Raw genomic sequence first — 16,229 nt, 5'->3', positions numbered from 1 at the left:
CTCTTTTATTGTTTACATAGATTATAAAATACTACTTTTTTTCATCACAATATCACCATTCGGCATTCACACTCTGATTATGTATCATATTTCGTTTTTTCATCTAAATCGCATTGAAAACAGTAAAACAGGATTTTCTATCCGATGAAATCAGACTGCTTATGCTACAGAACTATACGCGTAAACATTCTTTTCAATAGTAATTTTATCTCATATCAGGAAAATATTGAATATATTGGATCCGACCACATTCCCCAGCGCAATGTCACTTTCACCTTTTTGAGCTGCCACAATGGAAGTCACAAGTTCCGGAAGTGAGGTTCCCAACGCAACAATCGTCAGACCAATCAATGCTTCACTGAGTCCGAATGCTCTTGCGATTTCTTTTGCTGCATTGACGGTCAGATCACCACCCAATACAATTCCGGCAAGACCTACAATGGATACAAAAATACTCATTCCCATCGTATATTTCACTTCAATCTCCTCACCGGCATCGAGACTTTCCTGTCTACCTTTCACTCCCTCCTGTATGGTAAGATACATGAAAAATGCTTATCATTTGTATTACCTTCCTATTTCAATTTCTACATACAGTGAATCTTTTCCTGCTGCCATTTTCGGCCTAATCAGATTTCCATTAATTGTCTTGCCGTCAATCTGCATACTCATCACTCCATGTTGGAGTTTATTTGGATTCTTCACATGAATCTGAATATTGCAGCCTCTATAAATTCTAGTATGATTTCATTTCCTTTGGAAAAATTTTACCATAAATAAAAGAGTACGTGGCAATCCAACTCACGATTACCACGTACTTACAAATGTTTTATTCATTTCTAATCGCCGCCAGCGGACTTAATTTCATCGCCCTAAGTGCCGGAAAATATCCCGCCACCATTCCTATCAACACCGCAAATGCCATGGAAGCAATAACCAGCCAGGGCGGTATATAGGAAATATTTCCATCTAATCCCATTGCACTTCCGTTTCCGGTAAGTATATTGATAATAAATGACATCAAAAAACTCAACAGATTTCCTACCACGCCTCCGATAAAGCCAATAAATGCTGCCTCAAGTAAAAACATTTGCTTTATATTCTTCAAGCTGCATCCGAGTACTTTTATTACTCCGATTTCTTTTGTTCGCTCATAAATTGACATCATCATTGTATTCATGATTCCAATTGCTGCCACAAATAAGGATACCGCTCCGATGCCTCCCAGCACAGCCTGGATCATTGCAAACTGTTTTTGCATGCTTTTTACATATTCTGCGTTTGTTGTTACTTTATAGCCAAGATTCTGGATTTCAGATGCTACAGCATCTACATTATCAATGTCATCTACCTGAACCATTGCATTTGTGTACGCAAAGAATTTGTATGGTTTTCCGCTTTTTGTAGTAGGCTGTCCAGGTATTGCACGACCTGCATATTCTTTTTTCAACATATTTTTTAAGGTTGTAATATCACAATATACATTGTAAGAATGTGCATTATATGTATTTTCATCGCCTGTAACACGACCACTTGCGTGTACTACATATTTTTTAGGAGCCTTTGTAGGAGTTGTTCCTCCTGTACTTGCAGAAGAAGAATTCTCCGTTGATGTTGCTGTGCCTCCTGTATTATACAGTGTGTTATAATACGCATCAGAATCTAATATAAGAAACATCTGCGCTTTCATCACATCGACCTCAGGCATCACCCCTGTTTCCCAATATCCTTTGTCGGTTCCCTTTTCCATTAGATTTTCTGTTGCAAGGTTTCCAAATACCAACTCTAATTCCGAACCGTCTATTTTTGGTAATCTACCTCCTTCTACAAGACTTATATTTTGCTCTTTTAATGCTTCCGGAGTCATCCCTGTCAACTGAATATTACCGTAATATTTTCCTGTCATTATAATTGAGTTCATTAATAAAACCGGCGATGCACTCTTTACATGCTCTAATTTTGACAGCTTTTCTATTGTTTCATCTGTCACATATTTTGATGCTTCCTGATCTGATCCACTGTCAGAATAATAATACATCTGACTGCCCACATCTTTTCCTGTCACAGTCACTGCAGTCATACCGCCAGACTGCTCAATCTCACGATACAAGGATTGCTGCATCCCAAGACCAAGAGAAATCATTACAACAATTGAAGCGGTTCCGATCACTACACCAAGAATCGTAAGAATGCTTCGCAGTTTTCTTCGTCGGAGATTACTGCTACTCATCCTCAGTAAATCGATCCACCTCATCTACTAAATCCTCCTCTTCCAAAGCCAATTGTTTTTTCTTCTTTTTACGAACAACAAGCACTGCTATCACTACTAATGCCACGATTACCACAACTACGATTGGGATGATCGGCGTGCTTTTTTCTTCTTCCTCCACCGCTCCTACCATCGTTGTATCATCGTCATCCATCACAGGAGTAACTTCCATTTCAAATTCTTTTTCTGCAGTAAATGATTTTCCTGATTCATCTTCATATGTCATTGTCATTTTACACTTGCTTCCCGCCGGCACTTCTGATTCTCCCATTAACATACCGTCGATTGTTCCTGTTGCACCAGAATCAACATTTCCTACAAATACATCTTTCCCGCTGATTCCGTCTCCTGAAAATTTGATTTTAACATTATAAAGCTTGATTCGTCCTGTATTATAAATATTGCATGTTAAATTTGCTTCTTCTCCTACCTGAATGCTGTCCGGTGACAATTCAATATCACTGAATTCAAATCTTGCAGCCTGTTTGACCGGAATTGCAAGACTTGAAGAAGCTTCGTACTGTGCTGCATTGCCATCCTCGTATTTCATGGACATTGCAATACTGTATGGCTTTTGCACCAAATCTGCTCTTGCATTCAAATCAATTGAAATATCTCTTGTTTCTCCCGCTGGAATAGATTCCAGATAAATTGTGCTGGAACCAGATGACGGAAGAAATGCAGGTGCTTCTGCGGCTGCGTCCGTTCCGGCCGATGGAGCCTGCATATCAAACAATAAATTGGAAACTGCTGTTGTCTTTGATGTGTTCTTTACATGTACTGTCAATTTAAAATCGCTTCCGGCATTCACATTTTCCGGATTCGTTGAAAATCCAGTCACGATCACACGTGGCACACTCTGGCTTTTATCTGAACCTCCTGTTGCAATCGGGTCACTGTTTGAGATTCCACCTGCATCATAAATTGCCTGACCTGCATCGCCGGATACATTCTGCGTTGTATCCGGAGTCGGTGTCGGATCAGCTTTTGGTGTATCAGCAGTTTTCTTTGCAGTTGTATTCACATAAATGTATTTATTTGTTTCGTAAATATTTGTCCCATCATCGTATGTAATCTGAAATGGTGTTTTATAAGATTTTGTCTCTACATCAGATCTGACTGAAAAATTCCATGTTGCTTCCGCAGACTCTCCCGCCTTAATCTGTTCAATTGTCTTTTCCTCATTCATATTTTCAATTTTGAAAGGGAAATCAGATGCATTATCGATTACCGGAGAAATTTTCACATTGTTTGCATCACAGCTTCCTTCATTTACAATTTTTACTGTTAATTCTACCTTTTGCTCTGCATTATAATTTGGTGTAGACTGTCCTTTGCCTACCGACAGACGAATTTTGGGAATTGGTGTCTCACTTGAGCTTCTGGATATGGCTGACGGATTCTCGTTTCCACTTTCTCCTGCCACATTTACATTTGAAGCTGCTTTGCTATCCTGTGCAAAGCTTATTGGTGCCATTGCTGTCATCATTGCCAGACTCAATATCACCCCTGTTGCTTTTTTCCAATGTCTCATTACCTGTTATCCTCCCCTGATTGTTTTCCTGCTATCTCTGCTTTTATTTTTTCACTTTCTTTTTCATTCTGGACTAAGTTATTCACATTTTTGTTTCGATTATCTTCTATTTTCACAATTTTTCCATCTATAATATGAAATACTCGGTCAGCATATGTCGCAAGATGATTGTCATGCGTTACCATAACCAGTGTTTTCTTCTGTTTACGGACTACATTCTGCATCAATGCCATAACTTCTTCCGAAGTATGTGAATCCAGGTTTCCTGTCGGCTCATCTGCAAAAATGATTTCCGGGTCTACGACCAATGCTCTTGCAACACCAACTCTCTGCTGCTGTCCTCCGGACATCTGATTCGGCATATGTTTCTTTTGTTTTTTCAAATTAACCAAATCCAACATCTTATCCGCCTTTTTTAATCTCTCTTTTTTAGGAACGCCCCGAAAGCTGAGCGGCAAAGCTACATTTTCCACCGCATTCATTGTACTGATAAGATGAAAGGACTGAAAAATAAATCCGACATGATCACGTCTGAAACTGACCAGACCATCTTCGTTTAATTTTTCTATATGCCGTCCGGCAATGATCACTTCACCTTTTGTCGGCTTTTCTAATCCAGCCAGCATATTTAATAATGTTGATTTACCTGAGCCGGATGTTCCGACAATTGCACAAAATTCACCTTCGTAAATGTCAAAATCCACACCATTTAATGCTCGGACTATCGAATCACCGACCCGGTACAATTTATATAAATTTTTTACTTCTATAACCTTTTTCACCAAATGCCCTCCCTTCTGCATACGTATTATTATACTTTATCTGTTCTCTTTTTTGTTTATTTTTTCTTTAATTTTTTCTTAAAAAAAGAGACTATACCAACTCACAGCATAGTCTCTTTCTTCTTATTGTATTTTCTAATCAATCTGCCAGTCAATCGGTTCAATCCCATGTGCTTTCAAAAATTCATTTGTCTGACTAAATGGTCTGCTTCCGAAAAATCCTCTATATGCAGCTAATGGGCTTGGATGTGGTGCTTTCAGAATCAAATGCTGCGGATTTGTCAACATCTTCTCCTTTCTCTGTGCCGGCGCACCCCAAAGAATAAACACAATTGGTCTGTCCTGGTTATTTAATGCCATAATTGCCGCATCTGTAAATTCTTCCCAGCCAATTCCACGATGTGAATTAGCCTGATGTGCACGAACCGTCAACACTGTATTCAACATCAAAACACCTTGTTTTGCCCATTTTTCCAGACAACCATGATTTGGAATTGTGCATCCCAGATCATCATGTAATTCTTTATAAATATTTACCAGTGAAGGTGGAATATCTACCCCCTTCTGTACTGAAAAACTAAGCCCATGTGCCTGTCCATCATTATGATATGGGTCTTGTCCCAAAATTACCACCTTTACATCTTTTAATGGTGTCAGGTGAAATGCATTGAAAATATCCTGTGCAGGTGGAAATATTTTTCTTGTGTGATATTCTGCATTTACTGTATCATATAATTTTTTGTAATAAGGTTTTTTGAACTCTTCTTTAAGAGCCTCATACCAGTCTCCATTAATTCCCGACATGACTTCTCCTTTTTCCTATAATCGAACTGATACACCTTCATGCTGTAAATAGTTCTTTACTTCTTTTATTTCTAATTCTTTATAATGGAACAATGATGCTGCCAATGCTGCATCAGCCCCGCCTTCTGTCAAAGCTTCTTTAAAATGCTCCAGCGTTCCCGCTCCTCCGGATGCAATGACCGGAATAGAAACACTGTCTGCAATTGCTCTCGTCAGTTCCAGATCGTACCCAGCTTTTGTTCCGTCACAATCCATACTAGTCAAAAGAATTTCTCCTGCTCCAAGCTTTTCCACTTTCTTTGCCCACTCTATAGCATCGATTCCAACATCGACTCTTCCGCCATTCTTATAAATATTCCATCCACTTCCGTCTGCCCTTTTTTTTGCATCGATAGCCACAACAACACACTGACTTCCAAACTTCTCTGCTGAATCTGCGATCAGCTGTGGGTTATTGATTGCAGAAGAGTTGATAGAAATCTTATCTGCACCTTCGCGAAGCAATACTTTGAAGTCCTCTACTGTGCGGATGCCTCCGCCAACTGTAAATGGAATAAATACGCACTCTGCAACTTTACGCACCATATCAACGACCGTATTTCTTCCGTCAGAAGATGCCGTAATATCCAAAAACACAAGTTCATCTGCACCTGCCTGATCGTAGGCTTTTGCAATTTCTACCGGATCTCCGGCATCTTTTAAATCCACAAAATTAACACCTTTTACAACTCGGCCTGCATGTACATCCAAACATGGAATAATTCTTTTTGTAAACATCTATCTTTCCTCCAATTCCACGAAATTCTTCAGTATCTGTAATCCAACCTCACTGCTCTTTTCCGGATGGAACTGGCATGCAAAAATATTTCCTTTTTCTACAGAAGCATGGATGTGTACACCATATTCTGTTGATGCCTTAACAATATTCTCATCTTTCGCTTTCAGATAGTAGGAATGAACGAAATAAACATAGGCCTGTTCATCAACATTTTTAAATAAACGACCATTATGTTCAAGATGTAGCGAATTCCATCCCATATGTGGAATCTTTAAGCCTTCGCAAGCCGGGATTCTGCAAATCTCTCCTTCTAAAATCCCAAGTCCTTCCACACCCTTGGCTTCATCGCTTCGTTCAAACAAAAGCTGGAGTCCAAGACAAATGCCTAAAAACGGAGTCCCTTTTTCTGTGACTTTACGAATTACATCATCCAAATGTCGTTCTTTCAACTTCTCCATTGCATCTCCAAATGCACCGACTCCCGGAAGTATCACTTTATCTGCGCTTAAAATTTCAGATGGAGCACTTGTGATCTTCACTTCCTGTCCCAGATACAATAATGCCTTCTCTACGCTTTTGATATTACCTGCATCATAATCAATAATCGCTATCATGTCTCTTCTCCCTGTACCTTACTATCACATTTTGATGTTTTCGAATCAAGCTCAAACCAGAATTCAACTCCGTTATCATAGTTCTTTACACCATATTGCTGGTGGAATGACTCCATAATTGCTTTCACAATCGACAAGCCGATTCCATTTCCACCATATTCTCTTGTATGCGCCTTGTCTACTTTATAGAATTTATCCCATAATTTTGCAATATCTTCCTCCGGTATCGGCTTTCCACTATTAAATACGGTAACTCTTACTGTATCTCCCTGCGGTATGATACGAATCTCGATTCTCTTCTCATTGTCTACGTGATGAATAGCATTTGTCAAGTAATTTCTAAATACCTGCTCTGTTTTGAACTCATCTGCCCAAACGTAAACCTCCTCTTCCGTCACGCAATCGACTTCTGCTTCTGCCTGTTGAAGCAAAATCTCACAGCTTGCCAGAACACCGCGAATCAACCCTACAAGATTAAATCGTGTGATTTCCAAATCTTCATCACCAAATTCCAGTTGATTTAAAGTCAACAGATTTTTTACCATCTGATTCATCTTGTTAGCCTCGTCTATAATAACATCGCAATAGAATTCCATGCTTTCCGGATCTTCTGTAATTCCATCCCGCAATCCTTCCGCATAACCTTGGATCAATGCAATCGGAGTTTTTAATTCATGAGAAACATTTCCAAGAAATTCATTTCTCATATCTTCAATCTTTTCTTTTTGTTCAATATCTTTTTGTAATTGATTATTTGCCCGCTTCAATTCTGTGATTGTTTCTTCCAGACGTTTCGACATCAGGTTAAAGTTTCCGCCTAGAATTCCGATTTCATTTTCACCGCCACTTGTATACTTTGCATTAAAATCCAGATTTGCCATGCGCTGTGACAGTTCAGCAAGCTCCATGATTGGCTTTGTAATCTTTTGTGAAAAAAACCATACAAAGAGCAGCCCACATAATACCGTAACACCACCACCACAGATCAGAAACTTATTCGTCGAATTTACGGTATCGTAAATACTTCCATAAGGACTTCGGATAATAAAAATAGACTCGTCAGCCAACTGTCCAACCATATCCATATATTCTTCTCCTCGTCCCTGATCCTGGACCTTGTATATTTTGTAGGAGTCCCTTTCTTCCAGGACATGTCCGATATCTTTTCCTACGATATATCCGATCAAACGCGTAAACAGACGCCCTTTTCTTTCCTGCTCTGTGTTAAATGTAATATCTGAACCTGAATTGATCACAAGTACTGCACAATTCTTTCTCTCACACTGCCTCTGAAGCTCTTCCTGTATCTCAACCGAATTGATATCACCCTTCTTTGCTGTTTTATCTAAGGTTTCGTAAAGCTCGACCATCTCGATTTTTTTATTTTGTATAAAAAATCTCTCCATAAAGCTGGAATTGATGATAAACATCATCACAATAACAAGTGCTACTGCTCCTGTGAACAATGCTAACATCTGACGTTTAATTGAGTATTTCATTTTTCTACCTCGAATTTATATCCCATTCCCCAGATTGTTTTAATATACTCTCCCTTATCACCAAGCTTACTTCTCAGCTTCTTAACATGTGTGTCAATCGTACGTGCATCCCCAAAATAATCATAATTCCAAACATTATTTAATATTTTTTCTCTAGAAAGTGCAATCCCCTGATTTTCCACAAAATAAGTTAGAAGCTCAAATTCCTTATAGCTTAAATCTATCGGTTTATCATCGATCATAACACTGTGCGCCGCCTTGTCAATCTTAATTCCGCCTGCGTCAAGAATGTCTGACATGTCTGTACCATTTATTCTTCTTAAGATTGCTCCGACTCTCGCTACTAAGATTTTCGGACTAAATGGCTTTGAAATGTATTCGTCTACTCCCAGTTCAAATCCTTGAAGCTCATCTCTCTCTTCCGACCGGGCTGTCAACATAATGATCGGAACTTTTGAATGCTCGCGGACTTCCCTGCATACCTGCCATCCGTCCATCTTTGGCATCATAACGTCCAGAATGATTAGGGCAATATCTTTATCTTCGTAAAATAAATCCATTGCTTCCATACCATCTCCTGCTTCTAATACTTGATAACCTGCTCTTGTCAGGAAATCTTTTACCAACTTTCTCATTCTGCTTTCATCATCTACTACAAGAATCTTCATTTTTTCCATTATTGCTATCTCCTTTGAACTTACTCAACACTCTTGAGTGATTCTACCATATCTATCTTTTTCAACTTAAAATACATTACACCATTTACAAACATTGAAAAACCAATTGTGATTAAAAATCCGAATATATAACTGCTCAGATCAATATTTCTTCCAAACATTGCTGAATCCACCTCTACTGTTTCAATGATAAAACGATGTAGTATTTTTCCAAGTCCACACCCGACAACAGAACCCAGCACTGTTAACAGGATGTTCTCACGATAAACATATTCTGCAACTTCTTTTGGATAAAATCCCAGCACTTTTAAAGTTGCAAGTTCTCGCTTACGTTCTGTAATGTTGATATTATTCAGATTATACAATACAACAAATGCCAATAATCCCGCTGAAATCACAAGAACCACAATAACCATATTCAGACTTCCCAGCATATCCTCTATCTGTGATTCATAATCCCTGGTATAGCTGACACTTAATGCGCCATCTTTTTTCAGTGCTTCCTCACCGATTTCTTCTGCTACTTCTCTCTGCCCGTCATTGACTGTATAGAAAATGGAATTATAGCTTACAGCTTTACCATACAACTGTTCATAAAGCCCTGACGTCATATACATATAATGCCGCATATAATTCTCACATATTGCTGATACCGTCACTGTCACATCTTCTTCGCCCGACTTTTCAATTGTAAATGAATCACCTGGTTTTACTCCCAGCTTATCTGCGATTTTTTCTGTCAGTATCACACCGTCATCTGTCAATTTATATTGCTCTTTTGTCACACGATTCTGATAGACAAACAGCGAATCATTCTCTTCTCCCGGCTCAAACACTGTAAGATATACTTCCTTTTCTGTATCATCCTTCTTAATTGTTACTTGTTGCTGCAAAGCCTGTGTAATATGTTTGATCCGGCCATCACTTTTCAGACTGTCTGTAATCTCTTGCTTTGCGGTATCTGTCGCTTCTTCATTCAAAATTAGATCGGCATCAAACAGTTGCAGATCCTCGTACTGCAATATTCCGATATTTACAATCGAATCATGCAGACCAAATCCAAACAATAGAAGCGCCATACAGCCTCCGATTCCAAACAATGTCATAAAGAATCTCTTCTTATAACGAACCAGATTCCGGACCGTTGATTTCCAAGTAAAACTTAAACGCTTCCATATAAATGGGATTCTTTCTAACAGAACCCTCTTTCCCTGTTTTGGAGCCGGCGGACGCATCAATTGTGCTGCCTGTTCTCGCAGCTCTTTATAACAGGATGTAACTGTTGCAAAAAGTACACAAAATACGGCTGCAGCTGATGCAACTCCTGCATAATACAAATTGTACGGAACTTCAATATTCGGAACATGCGTATATATAATTCCATACGCTTTGATAATAATATACGGAAATACTTTTTCTCCAAACAATGCCCCGAAAACACATCCAAGGATTGTTGCAAGCGATGCATATCCAATATATTTTCCCGCTATGGAAGCTTTCGAATAGCCCAGTGCTTTCATCGTTCCGATTAACGTCCGCTGTTCTTCTACCATACGTGTCATCGTTGTCAGACTGATAAGTGCTGCCATCAAAAAGAACAGTACCGGAAATACCTTTCCGATAGCCCGCATACGGTCTGCATTTTCTCCATAACCGCTGTATTCTACCAGATGCTCTCTGTCATAAATATACCATTTAGCCTTCGGAATCTGACTCATCTCATCGTCCAGACTTTTCAATCCATCCTGACCATTCATAAATACCTGATACGTCTGTGCCATCATCAGCTGCATTCTTGTTTCTGCCTCATCTAACACTTCTTCATATCTTGCATCTTCTCTTTCTGTCTTAATCTTCTCAATTCGCTTCTCAACTTCATCTACACGATTATCATATTCTTTTGTAAATGCTGTTAACTTCTTAGCTCCCTCCACAGTTGCATAAATTTCTGAATATGCATCCATATTAAAGCTCTCTTCCAATACACAGGCAAATCCATTGATTGTTCCTGTTCCAATTGTCGTATTCCCACGACCAAAAGACACATATGTCGGACTGCTTACTGTTCCAACAATTTTATATGTGTCATATTTTAATGAATCGGTAATCGCATCTTTTGTTCCTGAAGAAAATGTAATCTCATCCCCGATTTTGTATCCATTTGCTTCATAATAATCAATATCCAGAACACATTCGTTTGTATCCTTTGGCAATCTGCCTTCCTCAACAGTAACCTGATTCATTGTTGGAAGCAGTGACATGATATGCACAACCTTCTGGCTGTCTCCCGACTTGCAAAGTACATCCGTTGAGTATCCGGCTTCTACGTCTTTTATACCCTTCACCTGGCAGATGGCATCCACATCATCCTGAGTAAGCCCCAGTGTACTGATTATTTGCAGATCCATAAGATTTTTCTCATCAAAATATGCATCCCCTGACAATCGCATATCCGGCTCCGAAGATCGGATTCCTGAGAAAAATGCAACTCCGATTGCAACGATAAAGAAAATTGACAGAAATCGTCCCATACTTTTTCGGATTTCCATATAAAAATCTTTTCTAAGTGCTTTTTTACTCATCCTTGTTCTCCATCTTTTATTGTTTTACCATTCGATCTCATCAATTGAAACTGGATTCTCATTCGTTATCATAGAAGAGACTTTTCCATTTTTAATTTTGATCAGACGATCTGCCATTGGCGCCAGTGCAGAGTTGTGTGTAATAACGATCACTGTCATTCCTTTCTCTCTGCACATATCCTGCAGTAATTTTAAAATTGCCTTACCTGTATTATAATCCAAAGCTCCCGTCGGCTCGTCGCATAATAATAATTTTGGATTTTTCGCCAGTGCTCTTGCAATTGATACCCGCTGCTGTTCTCCGCCGGAAAGCTGAGCCGGGAAATTATCCAGTCTGTCTCCCAGACCAACTTCGCATAATACCTGCTTTGCATCCAGTGGATCCTTACAAATCTGAAGTGCAAGCTCTACATTCTCCTTTGCAGTCAGATTCGGAACCAGATTATAAAACTGAAATACAAATCCAATATCATCTCTTCGATATGAAGTGAGCTGACGCTCATTATACCCTGTAATATTCGCTCCATCTACCAAAATCCGTCCACTAGATGCCGTATCCATTCCCCCAAGAATATTCAAGACAGTTGTCTTACCGGCTCCACTTGGTCCCACGATTACTACAAATTCTCCCTTTTCAATTTCAAATGAGATACCATCCACTGCACGTATCTCCACTTCGCCCATCTTATATACTTTTGTAATGTCTTTTAACTGCACAAAACCTGCCATACAATTATTTCCTTTCTGTGTATTATCGTTCAAAAATATTACAATACGAACATATTTATATATATTTGTATTGTATCATATTTTTGTTGAGCAAAGCATATGTTCACAATTTTTTTATACTTCCGATACGTTTTTATATATTAGGAAAGCACTTTCCTATTTCAAGTCGAGAAGACTCCCACCTCTTTCAAGTAGTGAGTCTTCTCGACTGAGATAAAAAAATAGATAATCGAACTTCTTAATCATATAAGTTAAATTAAGAAGTCAATTATCTATTCCTCTAGAACGATTCTATAAATCGCTATTTTATTTTTCTAACATTTTTAATCCGAATTTATTTCTCTGTCAATTTCTTAATACCCTGGATTGCTACAATCACACCAAGCAATAAGAGCAATACTGCAAAGATTAACTGCAATGTGTTTCCAAAACTGAGCCCTGTTGCAACGAACTGTCCACTTAATTTGTAGATTGTCATTCCAAGTGCTGTAAATGTTACTGCCATCATGAATACCATTGGAATCCAAAGCATAGCACCCTGGCGTTTTGTCTTTTTCAAAAATACTGCACAAGCTATTAATGCAAGTACTGATAACAACTGGTTTGCAGAACCAAACAATGGCCAAATCTCTGCATAACCAACTTTTGCAAGCAAATATGCAAGTACCAGTGTAATAATTGTTGAGAAGTATTTGTTTGTTACCACTTTCATAAATGGTGAAAGATTCTTCATATCTGTATCTTCATCGATGAAGAATTCCTGGAACGAAAGTCTTCCGATACGTGCAACTGAATCAAGAGATGTCAGTGCAAAAGCTGATACAGAAAGGTTGATCAATGTAAATACCAGACTATGTGGTAATCCAATCACATCAAGGAAGTTTGCAATCGCACCTGCAAAAATCTGTGGCTGTGTTGTAAGTCCCTGTGCTGCTGCCTCTCCATCTGCGAAAGATGCAACTGCGATCAATGCGATTACAGCCAGCATACTTTCCATAAGCATAGCACCATAAGATACAGGAAGCATATTTTTCTCATTTTTAATCTGTTTTGAAGCAGTTCCTGAAGATACCAGTGAATGGAATCCAGATACAGCTCCACATGCAATTGTTACAAATAAAATTGGGAACATATAGCTTCCATCTACATTGAAGCTTGTGAAAGCTTTCAAGTTACATGATGGATTTGCTACGAATACACCTACAATTGCTGCCAGAATCATGAATATCAACAAATAACTGTTCAAGTAATCACGTGGCTGAAGCAACATTGTTACAGGGGCAACGCTGGCAATCAAAATGTAAATGAAAATCAAAATATGCCAAGTCTCTCTTGTCAGATACATTGGGAAATTCAGTCCAAGAGCAACTGCTGCGACAAGCATAATAATTGCTATTGCTGTATTAACCCATTTATTCAATTTACCATATTTCAAAATGAATCCAAGAGCAACTGCTTCTAAAATAAAAATCATGGATGTTGTTGCTACTGCACCATTTGCTGCAACTTTAGTTATAGTGCCTGCTTCGTCTGCTACAAACCCATTAAATGTTCCTGCAACTACATCTGCAAAAGCTGCAACTACAAGGATACAGAATAACCAGCAGAATAATAAGAACAGTTTCTTTCCTGTTTTACCAATGTATTCTTCAATAATAAAACCAATTGTACGTCCTTTATTCTTTACAGATGCATACATTGATGCAAAATCCTGTACTGCACCAAAAAATACACCACCGATCAGTACCCATAAAAGTACTGGAAGCCATCCAAACATTGCTGCCTGAATTGGTCCGTTGATTGGACCTGCACCTGCGATTGAAGCGAATTGATGACCAAATACAATATTTGTATCTGCTGGCACATAATCTACTCCATCTTCCATCTCATAAGCAGGAGTTTTCGCATTCGGGTCAATTCCCCATTTTTTCTCGAGGTACTTTCCATAGAAAAGATATCCTCCTCCTAATACAACGATGGCGATAACCATCATTATAATTCCATTCATAATCTCTCCTTCTTCCTATCTAAATTCTATTTTTAATAGTGTTTATTTTACCGATTTACCTCGGTAGAGTCAAGAAGCGTTTTATATAAAATTTATAAAGTTTATACTTTTGAAATAATCATATTGCACAATTACTATTTAGTTCATGACAGCCCCAAGCAAGAAAAGAAAGACTATGCACTCCTGCTCAGCTTCGTCGGGCAAGCCCGACTCCAATTCGCTGGATTGCATAGTCTTTTTCTTGCTTTGTGATGTATCGTGATTGAAAGATGTGGAACGATGAGAAGATTTACTTTTCTGGTGTCTGATGTATCTATATCCTAGGTTCATATACTGTTGCAGATACCTCCCCACAAAAATTATATCCACAACGCTTTCCCAGCAAAGTTCTACTCTTTCATTCATTAAGCATACGATAACGTACTGAGAAAAAATATTGGATATGAATTTCTGCGAATACAAAGGAAGCGATTGGAAATACTAAAAGGCCAGAATTTTACGTTAGAGCTTAGAAACTTGCTGTTTGAGGGCACAGCCCGAGTTGCTAGTTTCTAAGCTCTGTTTTTAGTAATAATTCTGACCTTTATGTATTTCCCGCTGACGGAGTCTGAGCAGAAATTCATATCCAATATTTTCTCTCAGGAACGCTTATCGCTACTTAATGAATTAAACCGCAATCACGCCTCATCAATTGCCTTTCCAATATCATGCCGCATATACTTATTCTTAAACTGCACCCATTCTGTTGCAGCATAAGCATTTGCTCTTGCCTCTTTGAGATCTTTTCCTTTTGCTGTCACACCAAGGACACGACCTCCATTTGTGACAATATGATCCCCATCAAATTTTGTTCCGGCATGGAAGCAATAATATCCTTCATGTTTGTTGAATTCATCCAGACCACTGATTGGGAATCCTTTTTCATATGAAACAGGATAGCCTTCTGATGCAAGCACTACACAGACAGCAGCATTATCTTCAAACTGTAGATCTACCTGATCTAAAGTTCCATCAATACAAGCTTCTGCCACTTCAATCAAATCATTTTTCATTCTTGGCAGTACAACCTGTGCTTCCGGGTCTCCAAAACGTGCATTATATTCCAGCACCTTTGGACCGTCCTCTGTCAGCATCAATCCAAAGAAAATAATTCCTTTAAATTCTCTTCCTTCTGCCGCCATCGCATCTACTGTCTTCTGATAAATATATTTATTACAGAATTCTTCTACCTCTTTTGTATAGAACGGACTTGGCGAGAATGTTCCCATTCCACCTGTATTTAATCCTGTATCTCCGTCTCCGGCACGTTTGTGATCCTGTGCTGAAGTCATTGTCTTAATTGTTTTACCATCGACAAATGAAAGTACAGATACTTCACGACCTGTCATAAATTCCTCGATAACCATCTCATTTCCCGCTGTACCAAATTTTTTGTCCAGCATAATGGTCTTCACGCCTTCTTTTGCCTCTTCAAGATTCTGACAGATCAAAACACCTTTACCAAGTGCAAGCCCATCTGCTTTCAATACGATTGGAAATTTTGCTGTTTCCAGATAAGCAATTGCAGCTTCTGGATCTGTAAAATTTTCATATCCTGCTGTAGGGATATCATATTTCTTCATAAGATCTTTTGAAAATGCTTTTGATCCTTCCAAAATTGCTGCATTCTTACGAGGTCCGAATGTACGAATTCCAGCTGCTTCTAACTCGTCTACAAGACCTCCAACCAATGGATCATCCATTCCGACGATTACCAGATCGATTTCTTTTTCTTTTGCAAATGCAACTAATTTATCAAATTCCATCGCACCGATTGCAACGCACTCTGCATATTCTGCAATACCTGCATTTCCCGGTGCACAATACATTTTATCTACTTTTGAGCTCTTTGCAGCGCTCATAGCAATTGCATGTTCTCTTCCGCCGCTTCCTACTATTAATACTTTCATTGTT

General features: G+C 38.7%; 12 protein-coding genes and 1 pseudogene. All 13 read right to left on the bottom strand.

The features are described from left to right. Positions 1-213 precede the first annotated feature (213 nt). A pseudogene (locus tag LQE94_RS10395) lies at positions 214-462 on the bottom strand (sodium:calcium antiporter); the annotation flags it as partial. 367 nt (positions 463-829) lie between these two features. After that, complete coding sequence (locus tag LQE94_RS10390; protein WP_240577655.1) at positions 830-2,254, bottom strand: ABC transporter permease; 1,425 nt, start codon at positions 2,252-2,254, stop codon at positions 830-832. After that, entirely contained in the window at positions 2,223-3,803 is a 1,581-nt protein-coding gene (locus LQE94_RS10385; protein ID WP_240577654.1) for a COG1361 S-layer family protein, read from the bottom strand. The genes LQE94_RS10390 and LQE94_RS10385 overlap by 32 nt, the downstream gene beginning before the upstream one ends. After that, positions 3,803-4,585: an ABC transporter ATP-binding protein gene (locus tag LQE94_RS10380; protein ID WP_240577653.1), complete on the bottom strand. Its 783-nt coding sequence runs from the start codon at positions 4,583-4,585 to the stop codon at positions 3,803-3,805. Before LQE94_RS10380 ends, LQE94_RS10385 begins: the two co-directional genes overlap by 1 nt. Before the next feature lie 135 nt (positions 4,586-4,720). Further along, entirely contained in the window at positions 4,721-5,389 is a 669-nt protein-coding gene (locus tag LQE94_RS10375) for a uracil-DNA glycosylase (RefSeq protein ID WP_022076251.1), read from the bottom strand. Positions 5,390-5,404: 15 nt separating this feature from the next. Then, positions 5,405-6,166: an imidazole glycerol phosphate synthase subunit HisF gene (gene hisF / locus LQE94_RS10370; protein ID WP_240577652.1), complete on the bottom strand. Its 762-nt coding sequence runs from the start codon at positions 6,164-6,166 to the stop codon at positions 5,405-5,407. Next, positions 6,167-6,781: an imidazole glycerol phosphate synthase subunit HisH gene (hisH, locus tag LQE94_RS10365; RefSeq protein WP_117990466.1), complete on the bottom strand. Its 615-nt coding sequence runs from the start codon at positions 6,779-6,781 to the stop codon at positions 6,167-6,169. Then, entirely contained in the window at positions 6,778-8,280 is a 1,503-nt protein-coding gene (locus LQE94_RS10360) for a sensor histidine kinase (RefSeq protein WP_240577651.1), read from the bottom strand. Before LQE94_RS10360 ends, hisH begins: the two co-directional genes overlap by 4 nt. Beyond that, complete coding sequence (locus LQE94_RS10355; RefSeq protein WP_022076255.1) at positions 8,277-8,957, bottom strand: response regulator transcription factor; 681 nt, start codon at positions 8,955-8,957, stop codon at positions 8,277-8,279. The genes LQE94_RS10360 and LQE94_RS10355 overlap by 4 nt, the downstream gene beginning before the upstream one ends. Positions 8,958-8,977: 20 nt before the next feature. Next, entirely contained in the window at positions 8,978-11,539 is a 2,562-nt protein-coding gene (locus tag LQE94_RS10350; RefSeq protein ID WP_240577650.1) for an ABC transporter permease, read from the bottom strand. Positions 11,540-11,563: 24 nt separating this feature from the next. Next, complete coding sequence (locus LQE94_RS10345; RefSeq protein WP_022076257.1) at positions 11,564-12,268, bottom strand: ABC transporter ATP-binding protein; 705 nt, start codon at positions 12,266-12,268, stop codon at positions 11,564-11,566. Between the two features lie 334 nt (positions 12,269-12,602). Beyond that, positions 12,603-14,276: a carbon starvation CstA family protein gene (locus LQE94_RS10340; RefSeq protein ID WP_240577649.1), complete on the bottom strand. Its 1,674-nt coding sequence runs from the start codon at positions 14,274-14,276 to the stop codon at positions 12,603-12,605. A 677-nt stretch (positions 14,277-14,953) separates the two neighbouring features. Continuing rightward, complete coding sequence (gene purD, locus LQE94_RS10335) at positions 14,954-16,225, bottom strand: phosphoribosylamine--glycine ligase (RefSeq protein ID WP_022076259.1); 1,272 nt, start codon at positions 16,223-16,225, stop codon at positions 14,954-14,956. Positions 16,226-16,229 lie beyond the last annotated feature (4 nt).

This window comes from Mediterraneibacter sp. NSJ-151 (genome assembly GCF_022487435.1).
Taxonomy (GTDB): Bacteria; Bacillota; Clostridia; order Lachnospirales; family Lachnospiraceae; genus Schaedlerella; species Schaedlerella hominis.
The sequence above is the reverse complement of the archived record's forward strand: the minus strand, read 5'-3'. Positions and strand labels throughout refer to the sequence as shown.

Excerpts from the sequence above, each read along its gene's own strand:
- LQE94_RS10390 (WP_240577655.1), bottom strand. The coding sequence starts at position 2,254 with ATGAGGTGGATCGATTTACTGAGGATGAGTAGCAGTAATCTCCGACGA.
- LQE94_RS10385 (WP_240577654.1), bottom strand. The coding sequence starts at position 3,803 with ATGAGACATTGGAAAAAAGCAACAGGGGTGATATTGAGTCTGGCAATG.
- LQE94_RS10375 (WP_022076251.1), bottom strand. The coding sequence starts at position 5,389 with ATGTCGGGAATTAATGGAGACTGGTATGAGGCTCTTAAAGAAGAGTTC.
- hisF (WP_240577652.1), bottom strand. The coding sequence starts at position 6,166 with ATGTTTACAAAAAGAATTATTCCATGTTTGGATGTACATGCAGGCCGA.
- hisH (WP_117990466.1), bottom strand. The coding sequence starts at position 6,781 with ATGATAGCGATTATTGATTATGATGCAGGTAATATCAAAAGCGTAGAG.
- LQE94_RS10360 (WP_240577651.1), bottom strand. The coding sequence starts at position 8,280 with ATGAAATACTCAATTAAACGTCAGATGTTAGCATTGTTCACAGGAGCA.
- LQE94_RS10355 (WP_022076255.1), bottom strand. The coding sequence starts at position 8,957 with ATGGAAAAAATGAAGATTCTTGTAGTAGATGATGAAAGCAGAATGAGA.
- LQE94_RS10350 (WP_240577650.1), bottom strand. The coding sequence starts at position 11,539 with ATGAGTAAAAAAGCACTTAGAAAAGATTTTTATATGGAAATCCGAAAA.
- LQE94_RS10345 (WP_022076257.1), bottom strand. The coding sequence starts at position 12,268 with ATGGCAGGTTTTGTGCAGTTAAAAGACATTACAAAAGTATATAAGATG.
- LQE94_RS10340 (WP_240577649.1), bottom strand. The coding sequence starts at position 14,276 with ATGAATGGAATTATAATGATGGTTATCGCCATCGTTGTATTAGGAGGA.
- purD (WP_022076259.1), bottom strand. The coding sequence starts at position 16,225 with ATGAAAGTATTAATAGTAGGAAGCGGCGGAAGAGAACATGCAATTGCT.